Source organism: Paracoccus jeotgali (genome assembly GCF_002865605.1).
Taxonomy (GTDB): Bacteria; Pseudomonadota; Alphaproteobacteria; order Rhodobacterales; family Rhodobacteraceae; genus Paracoccus; species Paracoccus jeotgali.
The window spans coordinates 1-16,223 of sequence record NZ_CP025584.1 but is presented as its reverse complement, the minus strand read 5'-3'; the positions used below and the strand labels follow the sequence as shown (position 1 = coordinate 16,223).

Annotated in this window: 13 protein-coding genes and 2 pseudogenes; 3 read left to right on the top strand and 12 right to left on the bottom strand. The window is 60.5% G+C overall.

Annotated elements, in window-relative coordinates:
• Positions 1-42: 42 nt before the first annotated feature.
• Positions 43-165, bottom strand: coding sequence for a helix-turn-helix domain-containing protein (locus CYR75_RS15080; RefSeq protein WP_318779004.1), 123 nt, complete (start codon positions 163-165; stop codon positions 43-45).
• A 67-nt stretch (positions 166-232) separates the two neighbouring features.
• Positions 233-802 (bottom strand): annotated as a pseudogene (locus CYR75_RS15075) (transposase); the annotation flags it as partial.
• On the opposite strand from CYR75_RS15075, the gene CYR75_RS15070 reads away from it, so the two are divergent.
• Positions 729-1,001 carry an IS110 family transposase gene (locus tag CYR75_RS15070; RefSeq protein ID WP_225972950.1) on the top strand — a complete coding sequence of 91 codons (273 nt, stop codon included), beginning with the start codon at positions 729-731 and terminating at the stop codon, positions 999-1,001. The pseudogene CYR75_RS15075 and the gene CYR75_RS15070 sit on opposite strands and share 74 nt — an antisense overlap.
• Positions 1,002-1,301: 300 nt before the next feature.
• Here CYR75_RS15070 and CYR75_RS15065 read toward each other — a convergent pair whose 3' ends face one another.
• From CYR75_RS15065 to CYR75_RS15030, 8 genes are all read right to left on the bottom strand, one after another.
• Positions 1,302-4,634, bottom strand: coding sequence for a carboxyl transferase domain-containing protein (locus CYR75_RS15065; protein ID WP_101501088.1), 3,333 nt, complete (start codon positions 4,632-4,634; stop codon positions 1,302-1,304).
• 79 nt (positions 4,635-4,713) lie between these two features.
• Positions 4,714-5,697 (bottom strand): branched-chain amino acid ABC transporter permease, encoded by a 984-nt coding sequence (locus CYR75_RS15060; protein WP_101501087.1) that lies wholly within the window; start codon positions 5,695-5,697, stop codon positions 4,714-4,716.
• Position 5,698: 1 nt separating this feature from the next.
• Positions 5,699-6,586 (bottom strand): branched-chain amino acid ABC transporter permease, encoded by an 888-nt coding sequence (locus tag CYR75_RS15055; protein ID WP_101501086.1) that lies wholly within the window; start codon positions 6,584-6,586, stop codon positions 5,699-5,701.
• A 13-nt stretch (positions 6,587-6,599) separates the two neighbouring features.
• Entirely contained in the window at positions 6,600-7,310 is a 711-nt protein-coding gene (locus CYR75_RS15050; protein WP_101501085.1) for an ABC transporter ATP-binding protein, read from the bottom strand.
• Between the two features lie 4 nt (positions 7,311-7,314).
• Entirely contained in the window at positions 7,315-8,076 is a 762-nt protein-coding gene (locus CYR75_RS15045) for an ABC transporter ATP-binding protein (RefSeq protein ID WP_101501084.1), read from the bottom strand.
• A gap of 82 nt (positions 8,077-8,158) precedes the next feature.
• Positions 8,159-9,769: an AMP-binding protein gene (locus tag CYR75_RS15040; RefSeq protein ID WP_101501083.1), complete on the bottom strand. Its 1,611-nt coding sequence runs from the start codon at positions 9,767-9,769 to the stop codon at positions 8,159-8,161.
• 68 nt (positions 9,770-9,837) lie between these two features.
• Positions 9,838-11,574, bottom strand: coding sequence for an AMP-binding protein (locus CYR75_RS15035; protein WP_225972949.1), 1,737 nt, complete (start codon positions 11,572-11,574; stop codon positions 9,838-9,840).
• A gap of 77 nt (positions 11,575-11,651) precedes the next feature.
• The gene (locus CYR75_RS15030; protein WP_101501081.1) at positions 11,652-12,875 is read right to left on the bottom strand and encodes an ABC transporter substrate-binding protein; all 1,224 of its coding nucleotides are present in this window, start codon (positions 12,873-12,875) and stop codon (positions 11,652-11,654) included.
• A 353-nt stretch (positions 12,876-13,228) separates the two neighbouring features.
• Here CYR75_RS15030 and CYR75_RS15025 point away from each other — a divergent pair.
• Positions 13,229-13,570, top strand: a pseudogene (locus tag CYR75_RS15025) (IS110 family transposase); the annotation flags it as partial.
• Between the two features lie 272 nt (positions 13,571-13,842).
• Here CYR75_RS15025 and CYR75_RS16110 read toward each other — a convergent pair.
• Entirely contained in the window at positions 13,843-14,718 is an 876-nt protein-coding gene (locus CYR75_RS16110; protein WP_158644682.1) for a helix-turn-helix domain-containing protein, read from the bottom strand.
• 292 nt (positions 14,719-15,010) lie between these two features.
• On the opposite strand from CYR75_RS16110, the gene CYR75_RS15015 reads away from it, so the two are divergent.
• Positions 15,011-15,361, top strand: coding sequence for an MbcA/ParS/Xre antitoxin family protein (locus CYR75_RS15015; protein ID WP_101501196.1), 351 nt, complete (start codon positions 15,011-15,013; stop codon positions 15,359-15,361).
• A gap of 500 nt (positions 15,362-15,861) precedes the next feature.
• On the opposite strand, the gene CYR75_RS16485 is transcribed toward CYR75_RS15015, so the two are convergent.
• The gene (locus CYR75_RS16485; protein ID WP_225972956.1) at positions 15,862-15,942 is read right to left on the bottom strand and encodes a hypothetical protein; all 81 of its coding nucleotides are present in this window, start codon (positions 15,940-15,942) and stop codon (positions 15,862-15,864) included.
• Positions 15,943-16,223 lie beyond the last annotated feature (281 nt).

The following is a 16,223-nucleotide window of genomic DNA, read 5'->3' as shown; positions in this document are numbered from 1 at the left end:
CCGGCTTCAAATCGCCAACTCGTCCAAGCTGCGGTCCACGCTTTATGGCAGGTTTTTTCCTCTTGCCTGAGGGAAGTAGGCGTAGAAGGTCGCTCGACTTACTCCCAGACGCTTGGCAATCTGCTCCACGGGGATGTTGGGATCCTTGAGAAGCGCTTTTGCCATGGCGAGACTGAACTGATGGTCACGTCCGTCAAGGTGGTGTAAATTCCGAGATGGCCTGAGTTCATGATCAGGCGGCTTTTGTGGCAATGCTTAGAATGGGGTCGATCTCCTCCTTGTCGATCTGGGCGAAGGCCTCGACCATCATGTAGCGGCTCGAGGTCTGCCATTCGTCATTCTGTTCGAACAGCACGGCTCCGATGAGGCGCATGATCGATGCTTCGTTGGGGAATATCCCGACGACATCGCGGCGCTTTACCTCCTTGTTGAGGCGCTCAATCGGATTTGTGCTGTGGAGCTTGGTGCGGTGCTGGCGTGGGAAGGACATGTAGGCCAGCACGTCGTGCTCGCTGTTGTCCATGAGGTCGGCGAGCTTGGGCCAGCGGGGGCGAACCTGATCCGCCACACGATGCCACGTTTCCGCAGCATGGATGCGGTCCGGCTGTTCGAATGCCTGGCGGATCGCGGCGGCCACAACCGTGTGCTGCCCCTTCGAGACATGGGCCAGGGCGTTGCGCATCCAGTGAACGCGGCAACGCTGCCAGGTTGCTTCAAAGACGCGGGTGATGGCGGCCTTGAGACCGGTGTGTGCGGCTGCGATGCTGACTGCCGAATTGCCCGAGCTAGGCCGGATGACATCAGGCGAAGCCGCTGCCATGACCGGCCTGGCGCCGGTTCCTCATGACAGCGGTGCGATGCGAGGAAGGAGAACAATCGCGGGCGGACGACGGTCTTTACGGCATGTGCTGTTCCAAGCTGCGCTCGCCGCGGCCTGCCCAACCCAATTCTCAGGCCAGTCGCCAAGCGCCTCAAAGAGCGCGGGAAGCCACACAAACTAACCATTATCGCAATCGCACGAAGGCTGGTCACAATCGCAAACGCGATCATCAAAACCGGCGCACCTTGGCAGCCTCAGCCCGGCAAATAAACACAGTTGCTCGATGGCCACCTCGCCCTACACCGGCAACGCCGGTGAAATTACACCACGTCCGTGGACGCTACCGAACTGATGCGGTGGATGCCCCCGCCTATCGCGCAAGAAAGGTGCAAGCCGCATCCCTTGGCGGACCCGTCATGCGGGCGGGGCGGGGTGCCGTCGCCCCCGGCGCACCCGATTTCCCCGCTCGCGAATGCGCAGCTTACCATGTGTCAAGGAATTTTCCCGTGGCCGCTTGCTGTCCGGACTTTCTGCCGAACGACGTGGCCTCCAGGCCGTGGGTCAGCCAGTACCGGGTCTTTGCCGGGTCGATCACATTGTCGATCTCGAAATAGGACGCGATGTTGATCGCATGTCCCATTTCATAAGAATGGGCGACCATCCTGTTGAACTCGACCTTTCTTTGATCCTCGTCGGCGATATTCTCCAGTTTTTTCCGATAGCCGAGCTTCACGGCCCCTTCGATGCCCATTGCGCCGAATTCCGCTGTCGGCCATCCGATCGAGAAGACCGATGCGTGCGTCGCGCCGCCGGCCATGGCCATCGCCCCCAGACCGTAACCCTTGCGCACGAAGACCGTGAACACGGGTATCGTCAGGCTTGCGGAGGTGACGAACATTCTCGACACATGGCGGACCATCGCTGTCCTTTCCGAGTCCGGACCGACCATGAAACCGGGCGTGTCGCACAGCGATATCAGGGGCAATCCGAAGGCCTCGCAAAGACGCATGAAACGGGACGACTTGTCGGCGGCATCTGCGTCTATCGCGCCGCCAAGATGCAAGGGGTTGTTGGCGATCAGGCCCAAGGGGCGACCCTCGATGCGGATCAGGGCGGTGATGATGCCGGTGCCAAAACTCCGGCGCAACTCCAGTACCGAATCCGTATCCGCGACGGCATCTATCACCGACCGCATGTCGTATGCGCGCAACCGGTCTTGCGGAACGAGGTGCCGCAAGACCCTCTGGTCGACATGGGTCCAGTCTTTGCTGTCTCCCTGGAAGTAGCCTAGGTATTTCTTGGCGACGTCGACGGCCTCCGACTCATCGCGCACAACGACGTCAATGACGCCATTTGACGCCTGGACGGCCACCGGGCCGACGTTTTCTGGCCTGAACCGGCCCAGCCCGCCGCCCTCGATCATGGCCGGCCCACCCATGCCGATGGATGCATTCTCGGTTGCGATGACCACATCGCAGCAACCCAGCAGCGCGGCGTTGCCCGCAAAGCAATAGCCGGACGCGATGCCGATTCGGGGCACCGCACCGCTGAGCTTTGCGAAATTCGCGAAGGTCAGGGCGCTCAGCATGCTGCCTTCCTGGTCGACGTCGCTCGGACGACCCCCGCCCCCTTCGGCAAACGTGACGATCGGCAGCCTCCATTGCTCCGCAAGGTGAACTAGCCGGTCGGTTTTCTTGTGGTTCATCCTGCTCTGCGTGCCGGCGAACACGGTGTAGTCATAGGCCAGGACAACGCATCGAGTATCGCTGTTCTCGAAGGATGCGCCATTGACGTTGCCGATGCCGGTAACCATGCCATCCGCCGGGCAGGTGCGGATGAGGTCCGCGGTAGACCCATGGCCCCTCTTTTTGGGAAGAGCGAGCGAGCCATACTCGATGAACGTATCGGGATCACACAGATCCGCGACGTTTTCCCGTGCGGTACGCTGCCCTTTCTTGTGACGCCCCCTGACAGCGTCGGGACGGGCCTCGTCAAGTGTCGCGTGCTGCCGCTCCCAAAGCGCGCTCAGGGACGCGGGGATGTCGTCCAGAGCGACCGAAGCGGCACGTCGACAGTCGTCATCCTCGGCTGCCACGCGTTCGATATGGAATATCGGATCGTTCAGTATCAGCGTATCGCCGACGCCGGCCAGGCACGCCGTGATGGTGCCGCCAGTTTCGGCGAGGATGGCGTGCTGCATCTTCATCGCCTCGATGACCGCGATTTCCTCGCCGCGCTGCACGGTCTGCCCCTCATCGACCTTGATCGCCACGACGGTGCCTTGCGTCGGCGCACCGATTTCCATCACTCCGTCCGGAAGACGAACCGCGTCCAGTCTGCGCCCCTGCGCGGCGGAATCTCCGGATTGATGTCCGCTCGAGACGGCATGGAGGCGCGGATGTTGATCGGCCGGGTCGGCGGCCAGCAATTCCCGCACATGCGCCGCGACGAAATGGGTGTCGATATGTCCCGATGCCACTTCGGGACGGCGCAACAGGTTCTGCAAGAATGCCAGATTCGTGGGAACCCCTTCGATCCTGAATTCACACGATGCCCGGTAGGCGCGTCGCAATGCTTGCGGGAACGCGCAGTCTGGGCAGGAGACGATCAGCTTTGCCAGCAGCGAGTCGAAATTGGGATTGGTGCGATAGCCGGTGTATCCGAACGTATCGACGCGAACGCCCGGGCCCGAGGGCAAGTCGAAGTGCTTGAGCGTTCCGCCGGAGGGACGTGCACTGCCGTCCTCGTTCATGACTTCCATGTTGATGCGCAGCTGGATGGCGTAGCCCGTCGGCCGGGCGATCCGGTCTTGCCTCAAACCGATCTCATCGAGTCCGGCCCCGCTCGCGATCCGCAGCTGGGTCTTGACCAGGTCGATACCGGTGACCTCTTCCGTCACGGTATGTTCGACCTGAAGTCTCGGGTTAGCCTCCATGAATATGAAGGTCGACGTCTCGCTGTTGTCGGTCGCATCCACCAGGAACTCAAACGTCCCGATCCCCTTGTACCGGACCTTCTGCGCCAACCGCACCGCGGCGCCAGTTATCCTCGCGATCAAGCCGGGAGCGAGCGCGGGACTAGGCGCGATCTCGATCAGCTTTTGATTTCGCCGCTGCAAGGAACATTCGCGTTCCCAGAGATGAACCGCGTTTCCCGCGCCATCGCCGACGATCTGCACCTCGATGTGGCGGGCCTGGCGCAGATACTCCTCCGCATAGACCTCGCCGTTTCCAAAGGCTGCCAATGCCTCGGATTGACAGCGGATATAGGCATCCTCGACGGCATCTGCGCTTTCGACGGTGCGAATTCCCCGCCCGCCACCGCCGGCAACGGCCTTTATCATGATCGCGGGTGTGTCGGATTCAAGCGAAAGGAAGAACTCGCGAACTTCCTCCAGACTGGAGGCGTGCGACGTCCCCGGGCTCACCGGCACGTCGGCATCCTGCGCCAGACGCCGGGCCTTGACCTTGTCGCCCATCAGTTCCAGAACGTGGGGCTGCGGTCCGACGAAAATCAGGCCCTCTTCCGCGCATCGCTTTGCGAATTCGGCGTTTTCGCTCAGAAATCCGTATCCGGGGTGGATCGCGTCGCAGTCGTTGGCGATCGCAACCGAGATGATCTTTTCGATGTCGAGGTAAGCCGCCGCGCCCCTAGCCTCAAGATCAACGACATGATCGGCCGCTCTGACGTGAAGTGAATTGGCGTCGTCCTCGGAATACACCGCCACGGTGCGGATGCCCATATCTGCTGCTGCCCGGGCCACCCGAATTGCGACTTCACCGCGATTTGCGATTAACAACGATCTGATTTTCACGCCGAGCTCCTTTGGCCGAATCTTTCTGGTCCCTCCGAACCCGGAGGCGATGTCGCCGTTTCTTGAGATGCCGGGATATTTAGAGTAACTGTTCTGTCACTGTCCTCCGGGCCCAGTAGGCCTTGGCCTCGCCGGCCACCCCTCGCCGGAAGGCCAGTACGCAAACGACGAAGACGCAGCCGATAACGACCGTTGCGGAGTCCCCGAGCCGGGCGAACCAGTTGATGTTCGTCGATGCGGCGAGCATTTTTCCCAGCCAGTCGAGCCGATATTCGAGGAAGATGATCGCCGCCGCACCGATGACGGGTCCGATCAAGGTGCCCATGCCGCCGACGAGCGTCATCAAAACTACGGTCCCGGACATCATCCAGTGAACGTCCGTCAGTGTGGCGAAACCGAGCACGACCGTCTTGGTTGCCCCTGCCAGCGCCGCCAGTGCCGCCGACAATACGAAGGCCAGGAGCTTGTAGCGCTCCACCTTGTAGCCCAGCGAGATCGCCCGCGGCTCGTTTTCCTTGATCGCCTTGAGAACCTGCCCGAAGGGCGAATGCACCGTCCGGACGATCAGTGCATAACCGCCAACGAAAACGGCCAGGACGAAGTAATACATGTTCAGATCGTTGCCGAGGTCGATGAGCCCGAACAGGGACCCTCTCGGAACCCCCTGCAAGCCGTCCTCGCCCCGGGTGAAGTCCATCTGGAGCGCAAGGAAGTACATCATCTGCGCCAGCGCCAAGGTCACCATGGTGAAATAGATGCCCTGGCGGCGGATGGACAGCGCCCCGACGATCAGGCCGATCGAGCCACCCGCCACCGTGCCCGCCAGAATACCCGCGAGTGGCGGCCAGTTCATCTCCATCAGCATGTGGCCTGTGATATAGGCCGACCACCCGAAAAACGCCGCGTGGCCGAAAGACAGGAGCCCGGCGAACCCGAGAAGCAGATTGAAGGCGCATGCAAACAGCGCGAAAACCAGCACATTCATCAGGAAGATCGGATAGACGGCCATCGGCGCGAAGAGCATCGCCCCGAACGACAGACCATATGCGAGGCGCTTGCCCATCTTATTTTTCCTTTCCAAATAGACCAGCAGGCTTAACCATCAGCACGATCGCCATGATGATGAAGACGGCGATGGCCGAGGTTTCGGGATAGAATGTCCGGGCCAGCCCCTCGATTAGTCCGAGCATCAGGCCCGACAGAACGGCACCGAAGAGCGAGCCCATTCCACCGATGACGACCACCGCGAAAACCGTGATGATGAGGTTCGACCCCATCAGGGGCGATATCTGGATGATCGGTGCCGCAAGCACACCGGCGAACGCCGCCAGCCCCGCACCGAAGCCGAAGGTTGCCGTGATCACCAGTGGCACATTCACACCGAAAGCCTCGACCAGCTTGGAGTTCTCGGTTCCCGCGCGCAGAATGGAACCCAGCCGCGTCCGTTCGATGATAATCCAAGTTGCAAGGCAGACGGCTAAGGACGCGACCACGACCCATGCCCGATAGATCGGCAGGATCATAAAGCCGATATCGACCGCGCCGGAGAGAGCCGCAGGCACCCTGTAGGCCTGTCCCGATGATCCGTACACCGAACGAAACACGCCCTCGAGGATGAGGGTGACCCCGAACGTCAGCAGCAGGCCATAGAGATGGTCCAGATTGTAGAGCCGGCGCAACAGCAATCGCTCGATCACGCAGCCGAACAGCCCCACGAGCACTGGCGCCAGGACCAGCATGGCGAAATAGTTGATGTTTAGATAGTACATCCCCATCCAGGTCAGGAACGCACCGATCATGTACAATGCACCATGTGCAAAGTTGATGATGTTCAAAAGGCCAAATATGATGGCCAATCCCAGCGACAGGATGGCGTAGAACGATCCGTTGATCAAACCAAGCAGCAGCTGGCCATAGAGAACCTGTAGCGGAATACCTGCAATCTCTGTCATCACGTTTCCCGCCCTATACGCCCAGCAATTTGTTCAGGAGCGTCATCTTGCCTTGCAGGTCGGCCGAGGGAATGCTCTCGACGACCTGCCCGTGCTCGATAACGTAGAAATGATCCGCCAACGGCGCCGCAAACCGGAAGTTCTGCTCGACCAGAACCACCGTGTATCCATGCGATTTCAGGGTGCGGATCACCTCGGCCAGTGCCTGAACGACGACCGGGGCCAGGCCTTCGGATATCTCGTCGAGCAGCAGCAGCTCGGCGCCCGTACGAAGAATCCGGGCGACGGCGAGCATTTGCTGCTCGCCGCCCGACAGGCGGGTTCCCTGGCTGTGTCTGCGCTCCGCCAGGTTGGGAAACATCTCATAGAGTGCCTCAACCGACATGGCGTTCTTGTTATCGGCGATCTTCGGCGGCAGCAGCAGGTTCTCCTCGACCGAGAGGGATGCAAAGATGCCCCGCTCCTCCGGGCAGTAGCCGACGCCACAGCGGGCGATCATGTGAATTGGCCGGTGCAGCGCGTCCATTCCGTTGATCCGGATCGCTCCCTCGCGCCGTCCGGTCAGCCCCATCACCGCCCGAAGGATGGTCGAGCGCCCCGCGCCGTTGCGACCCAGCAGGGTCACCACTTCGCCCTTGCCCACCTTCAGGGAAAGATCATGAATGACATGTGACTCGCCGTACCAGACATTCAGGTTCTCGATTTCGAGAGCGGGTGTTGTCATTGACTTATGCATCCAGAGCGGTCTCCACACCCATGTAGGCCTGCATCACCTGCTGGTTGGTGGACACTTCGGCATACGTTCCCTCCGCGAGCACGGCGCCCCTTTGCAGGACCGTGATCCGGTCGCAGAGCCCCTCGACGACGCTCATGTTGTGTTCGACCATCAACACGGTTCTGCCGCTTGCGACCTTCCTGATGAGGGCCGTGACCCGGTCCACATCCTCGTGCCCCATGCCCTGCGTCGGTTCGTCCAGCAGCATCAGCACCGGGTCCATCGCCAGCGTGGCGGCGAACTCCAGCGCCCGCTTTCGGCCGTAGGGCAGGTGCACGGCGAGCGTTTCGGAAAATACGTCAAGCCCGACCTCGCTCAGAATCTCCATCGCCCGATCATTGAGGTGATGCAGGCTGGCCTCGGACTTCCAGAAATGGAACGTCGAGCCGACGCTCTTCTGCAACCCGACGCGAACGTTCTCGAGCACGGTCATATGGGGAAAGATCGCGGAAATCTGGAACGACCGGACAATTCCCATATTTGCGATCTGGGCCGCTGTCGCGCGCGTTATGTCCTTGCCGCGAAAGTAGATTTCGCCGGATGTCGGAGAAAGGAACTTCGTCAGGAGGTTGAAGCAGGTCGTCTTTCCCGCGCCATTGGGGCCGATCAGGGCGTGAATGGTGCCCTTTTCGACCTCGAGACTAAGATCATCGACCGCCGTGAATCCCTTGAAGCATTTGGTCAGATTCCGCGCTTCCAGAATATACTCGCTCATGTCGTCATCCCGCTTCCAAGAAAGAGGCCTCGCGACATGTCTTTGCGTTCAAAACGTACAACGAAAGCCGTCTCGCGCCCTGTCATAGTTCTTTAACCAGGCGCCTCAGCACCTTTCCGGTCGGTGTCGTGGGCAGATGGTCAACAAAACTGACCAGCTGCGGCACCTTGTATGCCGACAGATTGCCCCTGCACCAGGCGATGATGTCATCGGCCGAGGCGTCGGCACCCTTGCGCATCACCAGAACCGCCCTGACGACCTCGCCTTTCGTCTCATGCGGAACCCCGACGATGACGGCTTGGGTGATGTCGGGATGCTTGCACAGAATAGTTTCCACATCCTCCGGAAAGACGCTGTAGCCGGAAACCTTGATCATTTCCTTTTTCCGGCCGAGTAAGGTCAGGTAATCATCTTCATCCAGCACGCCGATATCGCCGGTGCAGAACCATTTCCCCTCAAAGGCGTCTTCATATGCCTCGCGATTATTCCAATAGCCGTGGAACAGCCCGGGGCCTTTCAACTGGATCTCGCCCTGTTCGCCTCGCGCTTTCTCGGCGCGGGTATCAAGGTCGACAATGCGGCACTGCACGCCGGGGCTGAGTTTTCCATGCGTTCCCCACCGGATATCGTCGAGCGGCATGCAGGTGTCCCATGTGTGGGTCTCGGTTAGCCCATAGGCCGCCTCGGCCACCAGACAGCCGCCGGTGAACGCCGCCCATTTCTTGGCCCGGTCTTCCGTCAACGGAATGCCGAAGCTGGTTCCGATGTTCAGGCGCAGAGAGTCGAGGCGATAGCGGGATGCCTCTGGATGCTCCATGACGGCGATGTTCATCGGTGTGACGCTATACCAGAAGGTCACCTTGTTGCGGTCGATCGCCTCGAGCACCGATAGTGGATCGAAGCGGAACAGCAACACTGTCGTCGCGCCGGTATAGACCGGAATGCAGATGCCGGCGGACATCCCGGCGATGTGGTAGAGCGGCGCGACCGCCAGCATTATGTCGGACGCTTGGATATCGTAGGCCTCTGCCATGACCGACGACTTGAACAATGCCTGACTGTAGGGCAGCATCGCGCCCTTCGGCCGGCCGGTGGAGCCTGACGTATAGCTCATGGCGGCGGTATCGCTCATCGAGATTTCCGGGCGGGGAACGTCGCCTTCGAAGGTTCTCAACGCCTCCATGAAGTCCGTCGCGCCATCGACCGGGGGGCGCTTCGCCTCGGAGACCTCGCCCGGGACATGTACTGTCGGATGATCCGGCAGCAATTCGCTGTAGCTGGTAAGAAACAGATGCTCGATTTCGACTGTCGGCAGGACTTGCTCGACGACAGGGTAGAGCACATCGGCCGCGACCAAGGCCCGCGCACCCATGTCGGAAAGCTGCGTTTCGAGCTCGAATTGCTTGAACAGCGGGCTGCACGCGCAGACGATCGCGCCGAGCTTCTGGCTTCCCAGATACGCGATGACGTATTGTGGCGAGTTCTGAAGGAACAGCGCGACCCGATCGCCCTTTTGGATGCCGCGCTCGTGCAGCCGCGCGGCAAACGCATCGCTCAGGCGGTCGAGCTCGGAGAAGCTGATTTCCGCCCCGTACCAGTTGATCGCCGGTTTTTGAGGCCGCTCCACGGCATGTTGGCGCAGATACTCGTGTAACGGTTTTTCACCTTGTCTGTAGACGATCGTGCTTGTCATGGGTTTTTTCCGCACCTGGATTGAGCCGGGTTGAACGAAATCGACAACGCAAATCGGCCTCGGACGCGCTATTGCTTGCCCAATTCCGAAAGAAGCGCCCGCTTGAGCTTGTATTTCTCGATTTTCGATGTCGGGGTTCGCGGGATGGCTTCCACGATGCGAATATAACGCGGGCACATGAACTTCGGCATCTTCTGGGCTAGCCACTCATGCAGCTGTTCTTCCGACACCGCTGCTCCGGGCCTGATCTCGACGCACAGGGCGATATCGTCCTCTTCTCCGACATCTGCCGGAACGGCGAAGGCCGCGCTTGCGATTACATCGGGAAAGCGGTTTGCGAATTCCTCGACATCGAATGACGACACGTTTTCCCCGCGCACGCGGATGCGGTCGCCTTTCCGGTCCATGAAGGTGAACCGTCCGTCGTCTCCGACCCGTACGGTATCGCCGGTATGAAACCACAAGTTCCTGAACGCCTTCACGGTGACGTCGGGTTTTCCCAGATATTCGCGAAAGAACATCATCGGCAGCTTCGGGCGCAGGGCCAACTCGCCGATTTCGCCACTGGGGCACATCATGCCCTCATCGTCGAAGGCCGCGGCCTCAACGAAGAGGGACGGAGTCCCCATGTATCCTTTCATGGAAACGTCGTGTGCCTTCACGAAGGGAACGTTGAACCGCGCCGCCATGTCGCGCATCTCCGTCCAGCTCAGGCCTCGGCGCAGTTTGGGCGGGGTCAGATCGCCGTTTCCCTCATCCACGATCGAGAAGAAGGACATGCCGGATTCGGTCTGGCCAAAGCCCACGCTGATGTAATCTAGGCCGAACCGTTGCGCCATCTCGACATGCGAGTCCGGCAGGGGCTGCATATGGACCTTGTTCAGCGGGGTGTTCCGGTCCTCGGGCGTCGGAGGGGCCTTGAGGAGCCAGGGGATCATCGTGTCGATCAGGGAGGCCGCGCTGGCCTCCGTCTTTCGAATTCTCGACCAGAATTCCGTGGTGCTGAAACGATCCCAGGCGACGACGGTGCACCCCATCCAGATTGCCCGGACGACATTGAAAATCGCGCCGCCGACATGATAGAGGGGCAGATCGTTATAGAGGATGTCGTCCTGCGACAGCATCCTGCGGCAGACGAATGTGTACTGGTTCATCCATCTGTGGGTCTGGATCACACCCTTCGAAGGGCCGGTGGTGCCGGATGTGTAAAGCACGTTGGCGACGTCGTCGAAACGGATGGCGATGTCGGGCCTCGGCGCGGAAACGAGAAGATCCTGCCAGGCAATCCCCTTCAGGGCATTTTCCAGATCGACCGGATCGCGGGGAACATCGTGCGAGCCCTCGGGGGGGTCGTAAACGACGATGCCCTCGACCGATGATAGCCGGGACGCGATGTGGTTCAGGCGGGGCACCATCGCGCGTTCGGTGATCAGCAGCTTTGGCCGCGTGTCGTTGATCTGATAGGCCAAAATATCGCCGCTGAAACCGAAGTTGATCGGGCAATACACGGCGCCCGCCTTCCAGATGCCGAACATGCTCAGAATCGTGGTCTTGGCGTTCCCCATGAAGACAGATACGAAATCACCTTTCTTCACGCCTCGCGACGCCAGATTTCCGGCAATTCGGTCTGTGATCCGGCCGAATTCGGTATAGGTCAGCGTGGTATCGTCATCCCCGTAATAGAGGCACGGCTTGTCTCCCAGCCTTTCCACCCACCTATCGAGTTCGACCACGATGCAATCGCCCTCCCGGTCCATTTCAGCCTGCAATTGCCGCTGGGTCATTGTGATCGCGTTCTCAGTCATGTCCGCGTTCCGTGGCTGAAGGATAGGTCAGGCTGCGCGCACCCCCGCCCAATTGGAACGGGGATGCGGATCGTTGTCTACTTTACGAGCGGGCAGCCACCCGACGCCATGTCACGGAAGGCGACATCGCCGGGAACCGTCGAGACGATCTTGTAGTAGTCCCACGAGGATTTCGATTCCGCGGGGGATTTGACCTCGAACTGGTACATGTCGTGAACCATGCGCCCATCCTTGCGGATGATGCCGTTGGTCGCGAAGATGTCATTGATCGGCTCCGCCCTCAACGCCGTCATGACCGCGTCCGGATCATCGGACCCGGCCCTTTCGACCGCCTTGAGATAAGTGCCGATGGCCGAATAGGTGCCGGCGTCGAGCATGTTGGGCATCTGCTGCAACTGGTCGTAGAACTTCTCCGACCATGCCCGCGTCTCGTCGGTGCGATCCCAATAGAAGCCGGTGGTCGCGTTCAGGCCCTGAGCGGTTTCAAGACCCATGGCGTGGATGTCGTTGATGGTCAGAAGCATCGCCGCGACGGTCTGGGTCTGGGTCACGCCGAACTCCTGTGCCGTTCTCATCAGGTTGACGGTATCGGCGCCGGCATTGGCAAAAGCGACCACATCGGCGCCGGAGGCTTGCGCCGTTAGCACATAGGACGAAAAGTCCGAGGCATTCAGCGGATGCTTGGTGGAGCCGATAACTTTGCCGCCCCCCTGCTCAACGAATTCGGTCACATCGTTCTTGAGCGTTTCACCGAACGTGTAGTCCGCCGCGATTACATACCAACTCTTGCCGCCGCTCTCCAGGATCGAGGTTACGGTCCCCTTGGCAAGCGCATAGGTGTCGTAGGTGTAGTGCACGACCAGCGGGCTGCAATTCTCGCCGGTGATCGAGCTGGACGCGGCTTGGGTATTGAAGATCACCTTGTGCTTTTCTTCGGCGACATTCGCGACCGCGTAGTGGACCGCGGTATTGCCAAGGCCGAAGACCGCGTCGACCTGCTCCTGGTCGAACCAGCGCCGGGCGGTGGTGGCGGCCAGGTCGGGCTTGTTGTGGTGATCGGCGTTTACGAGCTCGATCTTCTTGCCCAGCACGGTGCCGCCGAAATCCTTGATCGCCATCCGCGCGGCGAGCAGCGCGCTTTCGCCGTTGGAATCGGAATAGACTCCGGTCATGTCGTTCAGGACCGCAATCTTCACGACATTATCGGACAGTCCTTCGGCGGAACCCGGCGCTGGCAACGCGCCGACCAGGAACGATAACAGGAGAGCCGTTCTGACTTTCTTCGTTGAATTTACACTCATTTCTAGCGTCTCCCTCGCGTACTCAAGTTAAATCACGATCAAGCCGAACCGGGTGTGTTCTTGCTTACGCCCTCCCAACTCCGTTTTTAACCTACTCATAGGTAGATTTTATTGTAAAGTAGTATTTCGACCCCGCGGGCGGAAGCTGACAGGCCGTCGTCGCCCCACGGCACTCACCACGGGCTGACAGATCCGGTGAGGGCGGATCCGCCGTCGCGGGGCCTGATTGCGCCGGTTCCGGGTCGCGGCGACGGAAAAGGCGCTGGCGCCGCATCGGCTCTGATGATGTGACCGCCTCCGACGGCATCTGTGTGCCGAGGTAAGTCTGCGATGATCCACAAAGGAGGACGGTCATGTCGGAGATTATCACGGTCGGGCTCGACCCTGTGAAGAATGTGCTTCAGGTTCATGGGGCTGAGGCCTCAGAGCGGGCAGTTCTGCGCAAAAAGCTGAGAAGAGAGCAGGTTCTCTTGTTCTTCAGCCAGCTCCCGATTTGCACTGTCGCCATAGACGCGTGCGGTAGCGTGCATTTCTGGGCCGCAAGATCGGCAAAGCTGGGCCACGATGTGCGGCTGATCCCGTCGGCTTGCCTCAAGGCCTTCGTCAAGCGTCAGAAGAACGATGCGGCAGATGCCGAGGCCATCTGCGAAGCGGCGACGCGCCCGACGATGCGGTTCGTGTCGGTGAAGAGCGAAGATACCAGTCTCGGCCACGCCCACAGCGCCGCGCACCGTCCCGGCTCTGCTACCGGAGCAATGTGGGGGTGTAATGCGCGGCAGGGGCAAAGCCGCCCCCGGCGCCCTGCTCCTGACCACCGGAGACCGCGTCGTAATTGTCGCGCGGCGGTAGGGAGCGGACACGCACGAATGGGATGTCGGGAAGGCGTGAGTGGCATAGCGTCCCAGTCTCGACGCCGGCCCTTGGAGCACGAGGCGCGCCTCTGCTCAGGCCCGGCTGTGGCCAGGTCTCATGGAGCGTGGTTGTCAAGCCGCGACATCCGGCAATCGTCGAGATGGCCGCGACGCAGCCAGCCGGCCACCAGTTGAAACCCGCTTTGGGGCCAGTCGCGGGGTGTATCGATCTTTACCAGCTCCGCGATGCCAAATCCGGTCCTGTCGATCATCCGTAGCCGGGCCTTCGTGGTGAGGTTTGTCAGCGGGGCCAAGAAAACCACGTTATCGGCGACAGTCATCGAATGCTTCAAGAACTCCGGCAGTAGCGACCACGGCGGGTTTGTGACGATCCAATCGACGTGTTCACTCCAATGGAGGAAATCCCGTCCTGCTTCGATCTCGCACCACTCACGGTGGAGGTGATCGGGAAAGCTATCATAGAAGGCTCCGTCGCCGCGTGCCGGATCGAGCACCGTGCCCTGCAGGTAGGGCGCGAAATGCCTACATATCGCTTGCGCAAGCGCTGGCGGCGTCATCACACGATCACGGTCAGGACTGTTGGGGGCGGGGATGAGTCGACGCTTGCCGCGCAGAGGCGCGATCGGAGTTCGGAAGCCGAGGAGCGAAGCGTAGCCGCGCAGCGAGGCCAGTTCGCCCTGCATGCGCTTTTCGATCCTGATGATCACCGGCCGACTGATCTGCAGGCGTTCCGCCACCTCCGCCTGGGTCATCCCTTGACGGCGGCGCAGCGTCGCAAGCCATGCGCCTGCATCGAGCGTCGGGTGCGGCGCCCAGGACCAGCCGAGATCGAGATGCGGCAAGCAGCGGGACAGGCTGCCGATGGTGCCGCCGCCGCGCATGATCTTGCGTAGTGTCGGAGTAGAGATGCCGCTCTGCCGGGCAAGGGTGGTCCGGGTCAGGTCGAGGCGCTGCATCTGCGCGGTGAACATGGGGGTCAGAGGCAAGGAAAACCGGCAGAAAGAGAATGTGACAAACGAGGAAAGCATTCGTGACACGCGGAGAAGGTAGGTGCAACAGCGCTTGGCGCGCCGCTCAGTCGGCAGCAGGAGGCGTCAGGGCGCCTGCATCAAGTTTCAGACCCACAGAAGAAAGGATTCGGTGTTCAGGACATTGCAGCGCTACGGATAAGAATAGGAAACGAGGGTGCAGCCCTTAACGACAACTTAAATTTCATCTATATTGACGCTACACACCGTCAACAGCACCGTTGAAGAAGAAATGATGCGTATCACGGACTTGACTGATGCAGGGCAATTCGAACCGCGCAAGATTGCCGCGGCCCTGCGCACTTCGGTTGAGGAAATCGCATTGACCGTCGGTTTGGGCAAAGACGCGCTGCAGAGACGAGCCCGCATCAGTTCGGACAAGACGCAGCGGCGCCTGCGCGAACTGGTGGAGGTGCTGAACAAGGTCGAATCCCGCTTCGGCTCTGAACTGATGGCCTATGCGTGGTATCGGTCGGAACCGCTTCCCGGCTTTGATGGCCGAACAGCCATGCAACTGGTGCAGGACGGCAAAGCGCAGCATGTTCTGGAATACATCGATGCGGTCGATGCGGGCGTCTTTGCCTGATGCCTCTGAAAAATGGACACTCGACAGGATCACTCTATCGCGCTCTAGACCTGGTCCATGCGCGTGAACCTCTTTCCGGCCGTGGCCGTGCACGTTCTGGAGGCCGCTTCAACCCAAGGGCACCTCTGCGCCGCTGGGATGCTCGGTGTCAGGCGGGGGTAGGCCATCAGTTGCAGAAAATTGTGGAAGCGTTGGAATGCACTGACCTCGGCCCCCACCGTCCCCGCGATAACAAACCCAATACCGCACACCGGCTGAAGGGCCGCACAAGACCGCTGCGCGGTTCCAGGTCGGCAGAAGTTCCGCGATCTGTCCCGTCAGGCGCTCCACCCCTGCTTCAGCATACGCCATGGCATTGACGTCGCGCCAAAGGACGATCTGTTGTGCCGGATGCGTGAACCGCACCATCGCGAGCCACCGCCGGTAGTCGCCTGTTCAACCCTTCTTCCCAGAAGATCCTGCCCCGGCGCAAGAGGAAGCCTTGAAGATGCAGCCGCGCCTTACCTGCGCAGCCCGATCGCTTCGACCACGCGGGCTTCCTTCTCGACGACGGCCTCCTCGCGATATTCCTCCGCTTCGATCGTCCGATCCTGAAACGCCCTGTCAGCATCGCCAACGGCGCGATCAACCGGGCGACGTCAGCATCGCCAACGGCGCGATCAACCGGGCGACGCCCGATTTCGACATGCTCTTCGCGAAGATCCACCGTTTCACTGACAGGTTCTTCAACCGTAGACGAGAGGATTTAGGACCGAGATTCTCAGCCACTGCGATGAAATCGCACTTGGCGCGAAGTTAGAATGGCCTTGAGTTGTTCTTACTGTACGGTATAACTACCTGCTAGTAGCTTTTATCAAAGCGC

Coding starts and splice junctions, on each gene's coding strand:
- CYR75_RS15035 (WP_225972949.1), bottom strand. CDS start 11,574: ATGACTGAGAACGCGATCACAATGACCCAGCGGCAATTGCAGGCTGAA.
- CYR75_RS15060 (WP_101501087.1), bottom strand. CDS start 5,697: ATGGGCAAGCGCCTCGCATATGGTCTGTCGTTCGGGGCGATGCTCTTC.
- CYR75_RS15080 (WP_318779004.1), bottom strand. CDS start 165: ATGGCAAAAGCGCTTCTCAAGGATCCCAACATCCCCGTGGAGCAGATT.
- CYR75_RS15050 (WP_101501085.1), bottom strand. CDS start 7,310: ATGACAACACCCGCTCTCGAAATCGAGAACCTGAATGTCTGGTACGGC.
- CYR75_RS15055 (WP_101501086.1), bottom strand. CDS start 6,586: ATGACAGAGATTGCAGGTATTCCGCTACAGGTTCTCTATGGCCAGCTG.
- CYR75_RS15045 (WP_101501084.1), bottom strand. CDS start 8,076: ATGAGCGAGTATATTCTGGAAGCGCGGAATCTGACCAAATGCTTCAAG.
- CYR75_RS16110 (WP_158644682.1), bottom strand. CDS start 14,718: ATGTTCACCGCGCAGATGCAGCGCCTCGACCTGACCCGGACCACCCTT.
- CYR75_RS15070 (WP_225972950.1), top strand. CDS start 729: ATGGCGGCCTTGAGACCGGTGTGTGCGGCTGCGATGCTGACTGCCGAA.
- CYR75_RS15030 (WP_101501081.1), bottom strand. CDS start 12,875: ATGAGTGTAAATTCAACGAAGAAAGTCAGAACGGCTCTCCTGTTATCG.
- CYR75_RS15015 (WP_101501196.1), top strand. CDS start 15,011: ATGCGTATCACGGACTTGACTGATGCAGGGCAATTCGAACCGCGCAAG.
- CYR75_RS15040 (WP_101501083.1), bottom strand. CDS start 9,769: ATGACAAGCACGATCGTCTACAGACAAGGTGAAAAACCGTTACACGAG.